Here is a 14,511-nt window from a genome sequence, read left to right as displayed (position 1 = left end):
CCTCAAGCCATTTCAGCCTGACCAGGTGGCACTGAGGGGTTTTTACTTGCTGGATTGCCTGCCAGCGGCCTGGGCAAAATCAAACATATTCATCAGATCGCCAATTGCGGGGCGGTTGCCTGGAATATAGGGGTCTTTTGCACTGTGGACAGGGTTCGGCAGATTGTCCCGGCTGCGCGGGGAGAGCGGAGGCATGCCCCAGTTGCGCTGAATGAATTTGAGTATGGAGGCGTGATCGTAGTAGGTATGGTCGACATGCCCGCTTTTGGCAAAGGGCGAGATGGCGATCATGGGAATACGCGTACCGTCGCCGAAAAAATCAATCAGCTGGATATAGCCTGAATCGTAGTAACCCCCGCCTTCATCAAAGGTGACCAGGATGGCGGTTTTTTTCCACAAGGCCGGATTGGCTTGCACGCGTGCGACAACATCCCGCACCAGCTCGTCAAAACCGGTCTGCATGGCGTATCCCGGATGGCCGGATATGCTGTCATAGGGGGCGATGAAGGAAACGGCGGGGAAATTCCGCGCCTCCTTGACGTCCACATGGAACTGCTGCAGATCCTGAAGCTTTTCCCGGTCCGGCCCTTCCATGGTGGAGGCGAAGAAGGTAGGGGTATCGCACATGCCGCAATATTCCTTGTCCACCGCCACCCCGTCGTTGCGCCCGCCGCTATACCACTTCCACGGCACCCCGGCCTTGCTCAGGGCGTCTCCGATATGGGGAATGGTCTGGGGCGGCAGCAGGAACTTGTCCGGGCCAAGGGGAAGCGGCTTACCCCCGGCGCTGTAGGCGGGGTCAAGATTGTTGACCATGTAGTAAGCGCCTGGATCGCAGTTGCCATCGTTGAAGGAGCGGTAGGGCAGGCTATCCAGCACGGCACGGACACCCGCCACGCCAGGCGCCGCAGGATCGGCGCAATGGACATAGGTGCCGCCCTTGTAGCCGTCTTCGGTATACCAGTTGTTGGTGCCATTCTGGGCATCCGGGTTTTCAATCTGCCCGGCGGGAGGTACGGCGGGTTTTCCATCGCTGGTATGGAAGCCCACATCCGCCGTGGCCAGTGCGAAATAATTGGCCGTGGTGCCGCCCATGATGGGCTGGTGATAGTTGTCGGCGATGGCGTAGCGGTCCGCCAGTTGCTTGAAATACGCCGCGTCGCCCCTTGCCATGTTGTAGAAACCCATGGCGACGCCGCCCTGGAAGGTTTGCCCCGGACCGAGTGCGGGATGGGCGTTGCTGGGGCCGACGCCCACCGTCTCCGCCGTCCACACGTACAGGTCATTTTTGCCGCCATTCACCTGCTGCCACATCTGGAAAAAACGATGCACCGGATCGCCGGTGTGGGCGCCGTAGCTGACGTGCCGGGTGATCTGGAACGGTCCGTTGGGCAGACCGGCGGGAAAGCGGGCGTCGGGAATGTCGCGGCGCTGGCCGAAGGCGCCAGCCGCATAGGGCTGGGGCAGGGTTTCATAGCTGCCCGTCAGTTTGGGCATGGCGCTGAAGGCGCCCGTATTCTCCGCCTTGCTCTGGGCGGCGAGGTGGAAATTGGCTCCGGGAGAGCCGTCTTCCATGACGATTTTCCTGGAAAGCAGATTCCAGACCGTCTCGCCTTTTTTTGGTTTATAGGTGGCGAAAAGATTGTCGAAGGTCCTGTTTTCCCCGACGATGACGATCACATGCTCGATCGGTGTTGTTGCCTGTGGCGCCGCCTGCACCAGGGATGGCAGAAGGGAAACGCAGGCGGTCGCGCCAAGCAATGCGGCATGAATGCGGTTATCGTGGTTCATTCAAAGCTCCGGTCGGGATGGATTTCAGCGGTGGGCAAGATAGCGCAGCGAGGCGCGCTTGATCTGCGAGCTCACCTGGTCGGCCTTGGCGTTGTAGAAGTTGTGGAACATGAAGGCGAACAGCGCGATGGCGATGCCGAAGGCGGTGGCGAACAGGGCCGTGCCGATACCGCGCGAGACCATGGCCGGGTCGGAGCTGCCCCCTACCTGGGAGAGGGCGTGGAAGGCGTCGACAATGCCGAAAATGGTGCCCAGCAGGCCCAGCAGCGGCGCCATGGTGGCAATGGTTTCCAGTATCCACAGGCGTTTCTTGATGGTTGGCGTGGCGTCGGCGTATTGGGCCTGGACCAGGTATTCCATATCGTCCTTGGGCAGATGCCCCGCCTTGATGACCCCGCACAGCGCGATAGCCTGGGGGCTTTGGGCGCTGGCAAATTCGGTCAGAATTTCCTCGCGCAGATCGCGGTCGGAAAGATGGGAGCGGATGTACTGGTCGAGGGCTTTGCCTTCGCGCAGCGCAGCGCCGAAAAAGATGCCGCGTTCGATGGCGACGTAGAGCATGAGCAGGGTCACGCAGACCATGGCCCACATGATGGTTTGGTGCAAAATCTCGTAACTCATGATTTGTAAGATCCATTCACAGGGGAAAAACCAGAACGGGCGGCGCTGGCGCGCCGCCCGCCCCGGCAGGGTTTAGAACTTTCCGGTAACGTTGAAGAAGAACTGACGGGGGGCGCCCACCATCAGGGTCTGAGCGGTGCCATCCGGGTCAGAATAGGCATAACCACCGGTGCCAACAGTTGCAATGTACTCCTTGTCGAACAGGTTGGTCACATTCACCTGGGCGCTCAACTCCTTGAGGAAGCTGACATTTTTGGTCCGGTAGCCCGCGCCAAGATTCCACAGCCAGCGCGCATCGGCGGAGTTGTCATTGGTGTAGGTGTAATAACGCTCGGAGGTGTAGTCCCCGCCAAGACGGGCAAACCAGGTTCCATCGTCGTAAGCCATCTCGGTCTTGAACATCTGCTTTGGAATCCCCACCACCTGCTTGCCGCTGACGTTGCGCAGCGTGGTGCCATCCATGTAATCCTCTTTGTACTCGGTGCTGTTGAAGCTGATGGAGTTGAACCAGGTCAGCTTGGGCGCGAATTTCCAGCTGATGCCCGCATCCAGCCCGTCGGACTCGACCGCGCCGACGTTGGCCAGAATGGTGGGGCTGCTGATGATGGCGGGGCCGCTGCTGATGGTCAGCAGGCGATCCTTGAAGTCCACGTGATAAATGGACAGCACGCCCTCGAACTGCTTGTTGTGGAAACGCCAGCCCGCTTCATAAGTCGTCGATGTTTCCGGCTTGAGGTTATCCTTGATGGCGTCAAAGCCGGCTTGTGTCGTGCCAAAAGGCTGGGTGTAGATGGCGCGCATGTTTTGCGCAATGCCGGCGAACAGCTCGTTGCTGCCGTCATATTTATAGACCAGTCCCAGCTGGGGCAGGAAGGACTCTTCCGAGGTGATGGTGCCGGAAGGCCGGTTCGCCCCGGTTTTTTCCGTACCCGTGATCTCGACCGTGGGGGACTTGAAACCGACGTTCAGGGTCAGCGCCGGAGACACGGTTATGGTGTCCTGGGCATACCATTGCAGGGTTTTTTCCTGGTAGTCGAAATCCCAGTCGGTGCGGAAAGCGCCGCTTGGCGTGTCATAAGGCGAAAGCGGGCTGGTCAGGGTGGTGGCGTAGTAGCGGCGTGCCTGGTTGAAATCGTCGTTTTCGTACCAGAAGCCGCCGTTGATTTTATGGTTGCCCAGGGTATAAGTCAGCGACGAGAGCAAGCCCGAACGATCCATGTCGTATTCGGTGGTGCGCACGGATGGCGTGCCGCTTACCGGCGACAATACCGCTGGCGTCCACCACAGGCCGGTGCCCTTGTCCGTGTGATTGTAGACAGTCGTTTTCCAGCGCAGGTTGTCGGACATCTTGGCGTCGAGGGTTGCGCCCATCAACATATCCTCGCGCAGGCCGGAAGCGGAATAATAAGCGTCCCATACCGAGGTTTCGCCGCTCGTCCAGACGCCATTGGCGGAGTTGACCGCCTTGTTCCAGTCCGGGTAGTAGTTGTCCCAGTCGTAGCCCAGGCGGCTGATCATTTCCTTGGACATATCCTGGTAATCGATTTCCTTGCGGTCAGACCAGTTCACGAAGGCAGACAGCTTGGATTCACCAAAGAACTGGACGTATTTGGCGTTGACCTGCTGATTGCGGTGCTCGCCTTCCCCGGTCCACTTCTCCGAATTCTGGTCCATCACGCTGATATTGAATTTGCCGCCATTGGCCAGATGCCCCGTATCCAGCTTGAGGAAAGTACGGCGCGCGGAATCGCTGCCCAGCGTCTGGCCAGCCGTCACGCCAAAAGTGTCCGCGGGGTCAACGGAATAAAATTGAAAGGTGCCGCCAAGGTTGCTGGTGGAAGCCGTATCCAGTGCGCCAGTGCCCTGGGAAATCTGGACGCGACCGATGTTTTCAGAAGAAATGGCGCGTGAAATATGCAGGCCGTTATGGTTGCCGTAGCTCAAGTCGCCGAGAGGAATATCATCCAGGGTGTAACCGAGTTGCCCGGAACTGAAGCCGCGCACAGAAATGCTGGTCGACCACTCATAGGCGCCATAGGCATCCGCCGACTCGAAATGCACGCCTGGAACCTTGTCCATGACTTTCAACGGACTGGTGCCCGGCGCGGACTGCTGGATGTCCTCGCGGGTCACCGTCGTGACCTGGCGCGTCTGGCCGCGGCCAAAGACGTTGACCGCCTCGGTTTCCACGGCAGCATTTTCCACGGCAACGGCAAGGGCGGGAACGAAAGCGCCGATGATGGCAGCCGTGAGTGCAGCATATTTAAAAGGTACTGGGCGAAACATTTTTCTCTCCTTAAGGTTTTATGACAAATTTTTAAAACGGGTTAATCAAGCGTAAAGGCGATGCGGGTGCGAAAACTCTGCTCCTTGATGCCGATCCAGGCATCCGCCGGCATCGCCTCGAAACGGGTGCGCTGCACCGCTTGCAGCGCAGCCTGGTCAAGCAGTTTGAAGCCGCTTGATTGCGCAATTTCGGCGTGCAGCAAGTGGCCGTCACGCGCAATTGAATAGCTCACCAATACGGTTCCGGTCATGCCCAGTTGCTGGGCTTCTTCGGGGTAGCGTTTCTGTTTGTCGATCTCGGACCTGGCCAGCGCCTGGTAAGCGCTCTCGGCAGCAGGGTTACTGCGTGGCGCCTGGGGCGGCACTGGCGGCTCCACTGTTTTCGGCGGCTCTACCGGCCTGGGGAGTTGCTGCGGCTGAACAGGGAGGGACGGCGCCGGATCCGCCATTGCCGGGACGGGTTTGACTTGCGGCGCCGGTTGCGGTGCCTGGGGTTTGGGCGGCACGACCGCCTTGGGTGGCGGCGGCAATGGTTTTTCTGGAACAGGCTCAGGTATCTCTTTCGGCAGTGGAATGTCGGCCAGCTCAATGGTCATCGGCTCCGGCTCACGGTCTGCCGGCGCGAGAGAGAGAAATTGCAGCGCCAGAAACAGAATGATGCCGGAGATGGCTGTTCCTGCCGTGGCGATCCGGTCACGATGGCGAAACGCCCGGGTGCAGAATTGCTCGCAGCCGGTATTCGATGGCGTCATGGCGCTAGCCAGGAAACCGAGAGTAAAAATGGGTTCCATGGGTTTACCGGCTCTACTGCGTGTGCCTGGCTGCGATGGCGACATGCTGCACGCCAACCTTGCGCACCATGTCCATGACCCGAACCAGATCATCGACGCGGGCAGTTTTATCGCCATTGAGCACCACGTCGAGTTTCGGATGAAGCTGCATTTGCTGGCGCAGCACGGCAGGCAGACCACCCGAGGGATAGCGTTTCCCTTCCACCTCGATTTCGCCTTCGCCGCCTATGGTAATGACGAGATGTTTGACCAGATCGAGCCGCTGTGCGGCTTGAGCCTGCGGGAGCTGGGTTTTCAGTCCGGAAACAGGAATGACATTCAGGCTGATCATCACGAAGAAAACCATCAGGAACATCATGACGTCAATCATCGGGATGATTTCGATGTGTGTGCGTTGCCGCGGCTCTTCATCAAAAACAACCATCATGCAGCTCCTGCCAAAAAGGGGCGATTATCGGCAGGGCTTGTTACATTAAAAAGTGATCCATGTAATCGTTTTATGACCGTACCATTACATGCGATTGACAGTGCGGAGGGGTAGTTCAGGAAGGAACGCTGTCACCTAAACATCATGCTCCGGTCATCAAATTTTCTTCTTGCCGGAGCACAGTGCCGGATTATTGCTACAGGATTCCGGCATGCAAGACCTTCCACATTTGCTGTTTAACCCGCCGCGCTCCGGCCCATCACTGCGCATCGCGGTGGTGACCGAAACCTATCCGCCCGAGGTGAACGGTGTGGCGATGACCGCCCGGCACATGGTGCAGGGGCTGATCAGCCGCTATCACCAGGTCCAGCTGATTCGCCCGCAACAAAGCCATGAGGATCAAGGCACCTCGACCGCTTCTTTTGATGAGGTGCTGGTGCGCAGCGTGCCGGTGCCGCGTTACCAGGATCTCCGCATGGGCTTGCCGGCCAAGGCGGCATTGCTTGCCCTGTGGAAGCAGCGGCGGCCGCACCTGGTTCAGGTGGTGACGGAAGGCCCGCTGGGCTGGTCCGCCATCGCCGCGGCAAGGCAATTGAACCTGCCGGTGATTTCCGACTTTCATACCAATTTCCATATCTACAGCCAGTACTACGGCGCAGCCTTGATGGGCAAGGCCATCGGCACGTATCTGCGCTGGTTTCACAATCGCTCGCATTGCACGCTGGTGCCGACGGAGGCGATGCGCCACGAGCTGGCGGACATGGGCATCCGGAACCTTCAGGTGCTGTCTCGCGGCGTGGATACGCAACTGTTCCAGCCCTCGCGCTGGAACAAGCTGCTGCGCCAGTCCTGGGGCGCGGGAGAGCATCGTCTGGTAGCGCTTTACGTCGGCCGTATCGCGGCGGAGAAGAACCTGTCTCTGCTGATCGACGCCTTTCGCCACATGCAGGCCGCACGCCCGAGCATGAAGCTGGTGATGGTGGGCGACGGGCCGGAGCGGGCAAAACTCCAGGCCATGCATCCGGACATTATCTTTGCCGGCATGCACGTGGGCGAGGATCTTGCGGAGCATTATGCTTCCGCCGACCTGTTCCTTTTCCCCAGCATTACCGAAACCTTTGGCAATGTGGTGCTCGAAGCCATGGCAAGCGGATTGCCGGTGGTGGCATACGACTGCGCCGCCGCAAGAGAGCATATCCGCCACGGCGAGAACGGACTGCGGGCGGCTTTCGACAACACCCATGCCTTCATTTCCCAGGCACAGCGGCTGGTTGCCAGCGTGGATGACGCCCGGCGCATGGGGCGCAACGCTCGCCTGACGGCGGAAAAAATCGACTGGAATCTTATCCATGACCGCTTCGAACAGCTTATATCGGATACCGTGCGGCAATGGGAGCACTGCCATGACAGAAAAGACCGGCTGTCGTTTGTTCCGGACCTGTAAGCCTGCGCATGTCCCGGCCCGGCGTCTCTGCCCGGACCTGCCACGCGCACTCGCTTTATCCTAAAAACCTCAGTTCGACAACCACGGAGGGCACGGAGAACACAGAGAAAGGCAGTTTGAGGAAATTTATGACCTCACCCAACGGGTGATTGCCAAATATCATGCTATCTATTGTTTTTACTCCGTGTTCTCCGTGAACTCCGTGGTTAACTGCTTTTTCAAGGTTTATTGCAAGGACTCCCCCTGGCTGCGTGAGTCATATTTCCATCATGTTTCGCTGACATACTCTGGTGAAGTAGCCAATACCTTACTTCGAGAATCACATGAACATATTGAAACAGCTTGAACAGCGTCTGCTCAGCAAACCGGGCGATCCGGACAATGCCGTTTTCATGGGCCTGGTTCAGGCCTTATGCAACAAGGAAAAGCTTGACCTGGCCGGGCTGTACGAGCTGCCCTACGATGACTTCGAGCTGGCCATGGACATCATGAAGAGCTGGCGTCTTGATCGCTACACCAAGACCAAGGACCGGCTTGAAGAACTGGTCTGTTTGCCCGCCAAACCGGATACGCCGCCGGAAGGATCCTGAAATGCCCCAGGTTCGCGCCATTTTCATCTCCGACGTGCATCTGGGAACCGCAGCCTGCCAGGCAGACAGGCTGGTCGACTTCCTGCGCGAATACCAGTCCGAGCATCTTTTCATGATCGGCGATATCGTCGATTTCTGGGCCATGAACCGGGGAAAGATCCACTGGTCGCGCGACCAGAACACCATTGTGCAAAAACTGTTGCGCCGCGCGCGGCATGGCGAAAAGGTGATTTTCATTCCCGGCAATCACGACGAGGCGCTGCGGGAATACATCGGCACTTCTTTCGGCGACATCAGGATCGAGGATGAATATATCCACACCGCTGCCGACGGCAAGCGCTACCTGCTCACGCATGGCGACGCCTACGACCAGGTGACGCGCCACCACAAATGGGTGGCCATCCTCGGCGACATGGCCTACAACATGCTGGTCTACCTCAATGGCTGGCTATCGTGGCTGCGCCGTACCTTGCGCCGCCCCGGCTACTGGTCACTCGCCGGCTACGCCAAGCGCAAGGTAAAAACCGCGGTCAATTTCATTTTCGACTTCGAGGATTCGGTCATTCACCACGTGCGCGAAAGCGGGCTGGATGGCGTGATTTGCGGCCACATTCACTGGCCGATGAAGAAGGATGTCGGGGGCCTGGTGTATCTCAACTGCGGCGACTGGGTGGACAGCTGCACGGCGATCATCGAACACATGGATGGCCGGATGGAACTGATCGCCTGGGGTGCCGCCGTGCCCCTGCCGGTGCCGGAATCACCGGCAGCCAGCTTTGTGCCGGATTTCGGGCGCTGCCCGGAAAGCCTTCAGTCTTCCCCTGTATTCAGGCAAACATTTGATTCAACGTTTGATTCGCAAAGTTGTGAACGGGTGGAAACTTCAAGGTAGCGCTCCGCCGTGCGCTGGTAGAAATCCAGCATCTTCTCCGCCAGCGCCCCGGCTGACCAGCCACTGGCATATTCGCGTCCGCGCTCGCCCAGTTGCCTGGCCGCATCGTCCCTTTGCAGCAGGGACATGGTTTTTGCGGCGAAATCCTCGATTTCATGAGCGGCGATCAATGCCCCCTGCCCTTCCTGCAGCACGTCGCGGGTGCCCAGTTCGGCCAGGGCAACCACCGGCGTTGCCTGCGCCATGGCCTCCAGCAGCACCAGCCCCTGGGTTTCGGTGCAGGAAGAAAACACGAACACATTGGCGGCGCGGTAGCAGCCTGGCAATTCGCTTTTGCGGTCGAGGTAGCCGACAAACAGGACGTTATTGCCGAGTCCCATCCGTGCCGCCCGGGATTTTAGCTGCTCCAGCGCCGGGCCTTCGCCAGCGATGAGCAACAATACCTCTGGCATGTCCTGGCGAATGCGTGCCGTGACCTGCAGCAGGAAGCCGATGTTTTTCTCGAATGCCACCCTTCCCACATAAAGCATGACCGGGCGCTGCGGCGGAATGCCATGCAGGGTGCGGAATGCCGCGCCATCTCCGGGCACAAAGCTCTCCGCCGGGAGGCCGGTGGGAATGATTTCCGCCCGGGCCTGGATGCCATAGCCGCGCAATACTTCCAGCATGCCATGGGATGGCACCACCAGCGCATCGAGGTCGTTACACTGGCGCCGCGACAGGCTGCGCGCCAGATAACGCGCTGCGCCCTTGGGCATGAATGGCAGGTAGTGGTAAAGATATTCCTCGAAATAGGTGTGGTAGGTTTCCACGCGCGGAATACCCAGTTCTTTCGCCAGCTTTACGCCCAGATAGTGGGCGGCGAATGGAGTCTGAATGTGGATCAGGTCGAAATCGGCAGCATATAGTGCTTCCCGTTCCGCCATGGCGGCACCCGTTTTGAGCAGGCGGTCTTCCGGATCAAATGGCAGATGACGCGAGGGGATGCGGCGGACCCCTTCCTCGTTGCCCGTGGTGACGCCATCGTAATCCGGCGCAATCAGGTGCACCTCGTGACCGCGCTCCTCAAGTGCTTCGCGATAGGTGGCGATGGAGGTGGATACACCATTGATGCGCGGAAAATAGACATCCGAAATCATCAGAATTTTCAATTGCACACTCCCGGATCTGATAGGGAAAAAGCGGGCTGATACGGCTTTGCCGCATCGGGGTGCCGCCGTTCGACGAACAGCGCGCTGCCAGCCAGGGCTTTTGCCTGTCTCTTGGCCTCACCGGCGGCAGCCGCAACTTCGTAATGTGAGCGGTATTCATCCGGCGCAACACAGACGGCGCCGACGGATAGGCTGGTAAGCGGGAAAAACAGGATGTTGCCCTGCCGGTCTTCTCCCTGGAAGCCCCTTGCCTTGAGGTCCTGCGGATCGAACAACGCTTCTATCTCCTGGTCGAAACACGCCAGAATCTGGCGGCAGCGCTGCTCCCAGTCCTCGCTCTGAAACAGCAGCACGAAGTCGTCGCCGCCAATGTGGCCGAGGAAATCCCGCGCCGGGTCGGAGGCTTCGGAGAGTACCCTGGCGCAGAGCAAAATAATGTCATCGCCACGGCGGAAACCATAGCGGTCATTGAAAGGCTTGAAATGGTCGAGGTCGAAATAGCAGGTGACAAAAGGACTGCGGCTGTGGAGCAGGCGTTCGATATGCTCGTTGATCGGCACATTGCCCGGCAGCTGGGTCAGGGGGTTGGCGTGGCGCGCCGACTGGATCTGCTGTTCGGTGATCTCGCGGATCAGGTCCTGGATGTTGCCGATACCCAGATAATTTTCCTGCTCGGTAATAATGAAGCCGTCCGCGACATGGCGCCGCGAACCCTCCGCGATCAGGCGGCTGACCTGCGCCAGGCTCATGGATTGATCCACCTTCAGGGGCCGGGCATCCATGAAGCGGGTACAGGGCTTGCTGCCATGCAGTTCGCGCTGGTAAGGGCGGGCATAGTGATCGATAAAGCGATAGCGGTTGATCAGCCCAAGCGGTGCGCCATGGCTCACCACGGGCAACACATTCAACTCGGCATCCTGGGAGAAAATGCTGAAAACCTCGTCGGCTGTCATGAGCGGGCTGACCACGGGAGCGGATGTCAGCAATTTTCTGGCCGTGACAGCCTTGTGCACCGCGATACCCGCGGGATAGGCCACCATCCCGCCTTGCCTGAGCGCCATCACCACTTCTTCCGGAGCCAGCAGCAGCGGCGCCGAGTTTGGCCGCGCGATGTGATAGCCCTGGCCGAAAGACAGGCCAATGGTCTTCAGCACGTTGAGCTCCGCCGGGGTCTCGATGCCTTCCGCGATCACGCGCGAACCCATGCTTTCGGCAATCACCTGAATCGAGCGCACGAATTGCAGCTTGACGGGGTCGTGGTTGATGCCCTGGACGAAGTGCATGTCTATCTTGACGTATTCGGGCCGCAGCTCCGACCACAGGCGCAAGCTGGAAAACCCTTCACCCAGGTCGTCGATGGCGATTTCGAAGCCCATGCCACGGTAGTGCCGCGCTGCTTCGCGCAACAGGTTGTAATCGTAGGACGGCTTGTTTTCAGTCAGTTCGATAATGACCCGGGAGGGGTTGAGCTTCAGGCGGCGGATCAGGCGCAGCGTTTCACCCTCGCGGAAATCGGGCTGCAACAGGCATTCAGGACTGACATTGATGAACAGGCGGCCGGGCAGTTTCTGTACCACAAAGCTTTCGAGAACCACATGGCGGCACAGGCGCTCCAGTTCCGCCAGGCGCCCGAGCGCTTCCGCCGCCGCGAAAAGATGAATCGGTGCGTGCAGGGGCGTATCCGCGGGCCCGCGAATGAGGCCTTCGTAGCCGAAAATGCGGCCGCCGGAGAATTCGACAATGGGCTGAAAAAATGCCGTCAGTTTGCACTGCGCCAGGATCACATCCAGCAGCTCGGCATGATCCTCATCAAGATGGGAGGAAGTCTCATGGCAGGCGCACGGGACAACTGAAGCGCGGGCGGGAGAAATGGATGCGGGCTGCGGCATGTGCATGTAATAGTGGATTCGCAATGCGGGGACTTGGATGCTAACGCGCCCGCGTGACAGAAACATGACAGGGGAAACAGCAAAATCTATTGAAATTTGCCGCAAAGGGGAGTGAGATAGCGCTTTGCGCGACTTATCCTGGGAATAACGACATGTTCGAATCAGCAGAGCTGGGCCACAAGATCGACAAGGCAACCTACGACAAGGAAGTCCCTCTGCTACGCGAAGCACTCCTGGAGGCGCAACTCGATCTGGCGCAAAGCGGCAAGTTTCCTGTCATCGTCCTCCTCGGCGGCGTGGATGGCGCGGGGCGCGGCGAAACCGTCAACCTGCTGAATGAATGGATGGACCCGCGTCACGTCCAGTCGCACGGCATGGGCGAGCCGTCCGACGAGGAACTCGACCGGCCCATGATGTGGCGTTTCTGGCGCGCTCTGCCGCCCAAGGGGAAAGTCGGCGTTTTTCTCGGCTCCTGGTACACCTGGCCGATCCTGAATCGCGTGACCGGCGTGACCAAGACAGCCGATCTTGACCAAAGCCTGGAACGCGCCAAGCGCCTTGAGAAAATGCTGACGGATGAAGGCGCGTTGATCATCAAGTTCTGGCTGCATTTGTCCAGGGACAAACAGGAAAAACGCCTCAAGGCGCTGGAAAAAGACCCCAAGACGCGCTGGCGCGTGACAGAACGTGACTGGAAACATTTCAAGCTCTACGACAAATTCCGCACCGTGCACGAAAGCGTGATCCGCCATACCAGCACTGCCGAGGCGCCGTGGTTCATTGTCGAGGGGGAAGACCCGCGCTACCGTGGCCTGACCATCGGAAAAATGATTCACGAGGCGATCCGCAAGCGGCTGGATGCCAGCAACGGGAAACCCGCTGGAATCAACGCACCACCCCTGCTGCCCTCGATTGACCAGCTGCATATTCTCAAGACCCTCGATCTCACGCAGAAACTCGACAAGAAAAAATACGAGGAAGAGCTGGAAAAATATCAGGGCAAGCTGGCCTTGCTGACGCGCGACCCCCGTTTCAGGGAAATCACCGTGATCGCGGTATTCGAGGGCAACGATGCGGCAGGCAAGGGGGGCAGCATCCGGCGCATCACCAGCGCGCTGGATGCACGGATTTACCAGGTCGTGCCGATTGCCGCGCCGACCGAGGAAGAGCGCGCTCAGCCCTACCAGTGGCGTTTCTGGCGCCATGTGCCGCGCCGGGGGCGGGTGACGATATTCGATCGCTCCTGGTATGGCCGCGTGCTGGTGGAGCGGGTCGAGGGCTTCTGCTCGGAAGCAGACTGGATGCGCGCCTACAGCGAGATCAACGATTTCGAGGCGCAACTGGCGCGCCACAATATGGTGGTGAGCAAATTCTGGCTGACCATCAGCAAGGAAGAGCAGCTCAGCCGCTTCAAGGAGCGCGAGAAAACCGGCTTCAAGCGCTACAAAATCACCGACGAGGACTGGCGCAACCGGGAGAAATGGGATGCCTACGAGCAGGCGATCTGCGACATGGTGGACCGCACCAGCACCGAGAATGCGCCCTGGACGCTGATCGAGGCCAACGACAAGAATTTTGCCCGGATCAAGGTGCTGAAAACCTTGTGTGACCAGATCGAAGCCAAGCTGAAAAATTTACCGAAAAACAAAACATTTTGAATATGCCGCTCCAGAACATCTTCAACGACGAAGAGTCGAAGCTGGTAGCGCAGCATTTTGCGGTCATTTATGCACCGCTACGCAAGCGCTCCCGCTTCCCGGAAAACTGCGTCCGGATAGTCGCATCTGCATCCGAGGCCCTGGCCGCCGCAAATACGCCGAAGCATCTCTACGCAGGGCGGGTGGTGGGCCCTTCGCGATCGTCGGAAGGCGTCCGGCTGTATTACCTGGTGGACTGGATCGAAAACGAAACCAATACCGAAGCTTGATTTGAGGAGCAAGAAAATGAAATTCATCCTGGTTTTACTGTGCTGCACCCTGGCCGGCCTGGCACAGGCGGGGGAATTGTTCCGCTGGGTAGATGCCGACGGCAAGGTGCATTACACCGATCAGCCGCCGCCAGCGAGCGCAAAGAAGGTGGAGGAGAAAAAGCTGACCGGCAGCACCATCGATACCTCGCAATTGCCCTACGCAACCCAACAGGCACTCAGGAAATCGCCGGTCACCCTGTATGCCAACGATTGTGGCGAGCCCTGCACGCAGGCACGCAATCATCTTGTTCAGCGCGGCATTCCGTTTAGCAGCAAAAATCCGCAAACCACCCCGGCCGATGCCGAGGCCCTCACAAAGCTGGTAGGGGCGGCGTATGTTCCGGTGCTGGTGGTGGGCAGCGCAGTCAGCAAGGGCTACGAAAAAGAAGCCTGGGATGCCGCACTGGATACGGCGGGCTATCCCAAAAGCGCGCTGCCGGGGAAAGCGCCGGCAAAGGACGGCGCGGAAAAGGCCAAGCCTGCGCCAGAAAAATCCGCGGCCCCGCACCCCTGGACCGGAGGCCGCTAACCCCGGCCCGGCCCCTGCGGCCCGGCATGAATCCCCATCAGGCCATTGCCGGGCAAATATAAGGGAAACCCCGATGGTCTGATGATGCTTTGCTGGGTTAAGGTGCGACCTTAATTCAACATATCTCATTG

The 14,511-nt window shown here is 59.1% G+C and carries 13 protein-coding genes; 6 read left to right on the top strand and 7 right to left on the bottom strand.

The window, feature by feature from the left end; translation table 11 throughout:
• Positions 1–42: 42 nt before the first annotated feature.
• From WC392_05060 to WC392_05040, 5 genes are all read right to left on the bottom strand, one after another.
• The gene (locus WC392_05060) at positions 43–1,791 is read right to left on the bottom strand and encodes an alkaline phosphatase family protein (protein MFA5241733.1); all 1,749 of its coding nucleotides are present in this window, start codon (positions 1,789–1,791) and stop codon (positions 43–45) included.
• A 24-nt stretch (positions 1,792–1,815) separates the two neighbouring features.
• Positions 1,816–2,412, bottom strand: a complete 597-nt coding sequence (locus WC392_05055) for a MotA/TolQ/ExbB proton channel family protein (GenBank protein MFA5241732.1) — start codon at positions 2,410–2,412, stop codon at positions 1,816–1,818.
• Between the two features lie 72 nt (positions 2,413–2,484).
• Positions 2,485–4,698 carry a TonB-dependent receptor gene (locus tag WC392_05050; protein MFA5241731.1) on the bottom strand — a complete coding sequence of 738 codons (2,214 nt, stop codon included), beginning with the start codon at positions 4,696–4,698 and terminating at the stop codon, positions 2,485–2,487.
• A gap of 41 nt (positions 4,699–4,739) precedes the next feature.
• Entirely contained in the window at positions 4,740–5,489 is a 750-nt protein-coding gene (locus tag WC392_05045; GenBank protein MFA5241730.1) for a TonB family protein, read from the bottom strand.
• Between the two features lie 13 nt (positions 5,490–5,502).
• Positions 5,503–5,916 (bottom strand): biopolymer transporter ExbD, encoded by a 414-nt coding sequence (locus tag WC392_05040; GenBank protein MFA5241729.1) that lies wholly within the window; start codon positions 5,914–5,916, stop codon positions 5,503–5,505.
• A gap of 211 nt (positions 5,917–6,127) precedes the next feature.
• On the opposite strand from WC392_05040, the gene WC392_05035 reads away from it, so the two are divergent.
• The 3 genes from WC392_05035 (at position 6,128) to WC392_05025 (ending at position 8,842) form a co-directional block, all read left to right on the top strand.
• Complete coding sequence (locus WC392_05035) at positions 6,128–7,360, top strand: glycosyltransferase family 1 protein (GenBank protein MFA5241728.1); 1,233 nt, start codon at positions 6,128–6,130, stop codon at positions 7,358–7,360.
• A gap of 323 nt (positions 7,361–7,683) precedes the next feature.
• A complete protein-coding gene (locus WC392_05030) occupies positions 7,684–7,950 on the top strand; it encodes a hypothetical protein (GenBank protein ID MFA5241727.1) in 267 nt (88 codons plus the stop codon).
• Between the two features lies 1 nt (position 7,951).
• Positions 7,952–8,842 (top strand): UDP-2,3-diacylglucosamine diphosphatase, encoded by an 891-nt coding sequence (locus WC392_05025; protein MFA5241726.1) that lies wholly within the window; start codon positions 7,952–7,954, stop codon positions 8,840–8,842.
• Here WC392_05025 and WC392_05020 read toward each other — a convergent pair.
• Together WC392_05020 and WC392_05015 are read right to left on the bottom strand one after the other, a co-directional pair.
• Entirely contained in the window at positions 8,761–9,993 is a 1,233-nt protein-coding gene (locus tag WC392_05020) for a glycosyltransferase (protein MFA5241725.1), read from the bottom strand. The genes WC392_05025 and WC392_05020 overlap by 82 nt on opposite strands.
• The gene (locus WC392_05015; protein MFA5241724.1) at positions 9,990–11,888 is read right to left on the bottom strand and encodes a GGDEF domain-containing protein; all 1,899 of its coding nucleotides are present in this window, start codon (positions 11,886–11,888) and stop codon (positions 9,990–9,992) included. The genes WC392_05020 and WC392_05015 overlap by 4 nt, the downstream gene beginning before the upstream one ends.
• Before the next feature lie 146 nt (positions 11,889–12,034).
• Here WC392_05015 and pap point away from each other — a divergent pair, with 146 nt between their 5' ends.
• The 3 genes from pap to WC392_05000 are packed head-to-tail and all read left to right on the top strand — an operon-like array spanning position 12,035 to position 14,380.
• Positions 12,035–13,540: a polyphosphate:AMP phosphotransferase gene (pap, locus tag WC392_05010; GenBank protein MFA5241723.1), complete on the top strand. Its 1,506-nt coding sequence runs from the start codon at positions 12,035–12,037 to the stop codon at positions 13,538–13,540.
• Positions 13,541–13,542: 2 nt separating this feature from the next.
• Complete coding sequence (locus tag WC392_05005) at positions 13,543–13,809, top strand: hypothetical protein (GenBank protein ID MFA5241722.1); 267 nt, start codon at positions 13,543–13,545, stop codon at positions 13,807–13,809.
• A gap of 16 nt (positions 13,810–13,825) precedes the next feature.
• Positions 13,826–14,380 (top strand): glutaredoxin family protein, encoded by a 555-nt coding sequence (locus tag WC392_05000; protein MFA5241721.1) that lies wholly within the window; start codon positions 13,826–13,828, stop codon positions 14,378–14,380.
• Positions 14,381–14,511 lie beyond the last annotated feature (131 nt).

Origin of the sequence: Sulfuricella sp., from assembly GCA_041651995.1 — a bacterium.
Lineage (GTDB): Bacteria > Pseudomonadota > Gammaproteobacteria > Burkholderiales > Sulfuricellaceae > Sulfurimicrobium.
This window is presented reverse-complemented; position numbering and strand designations above follow the sequence as displayed.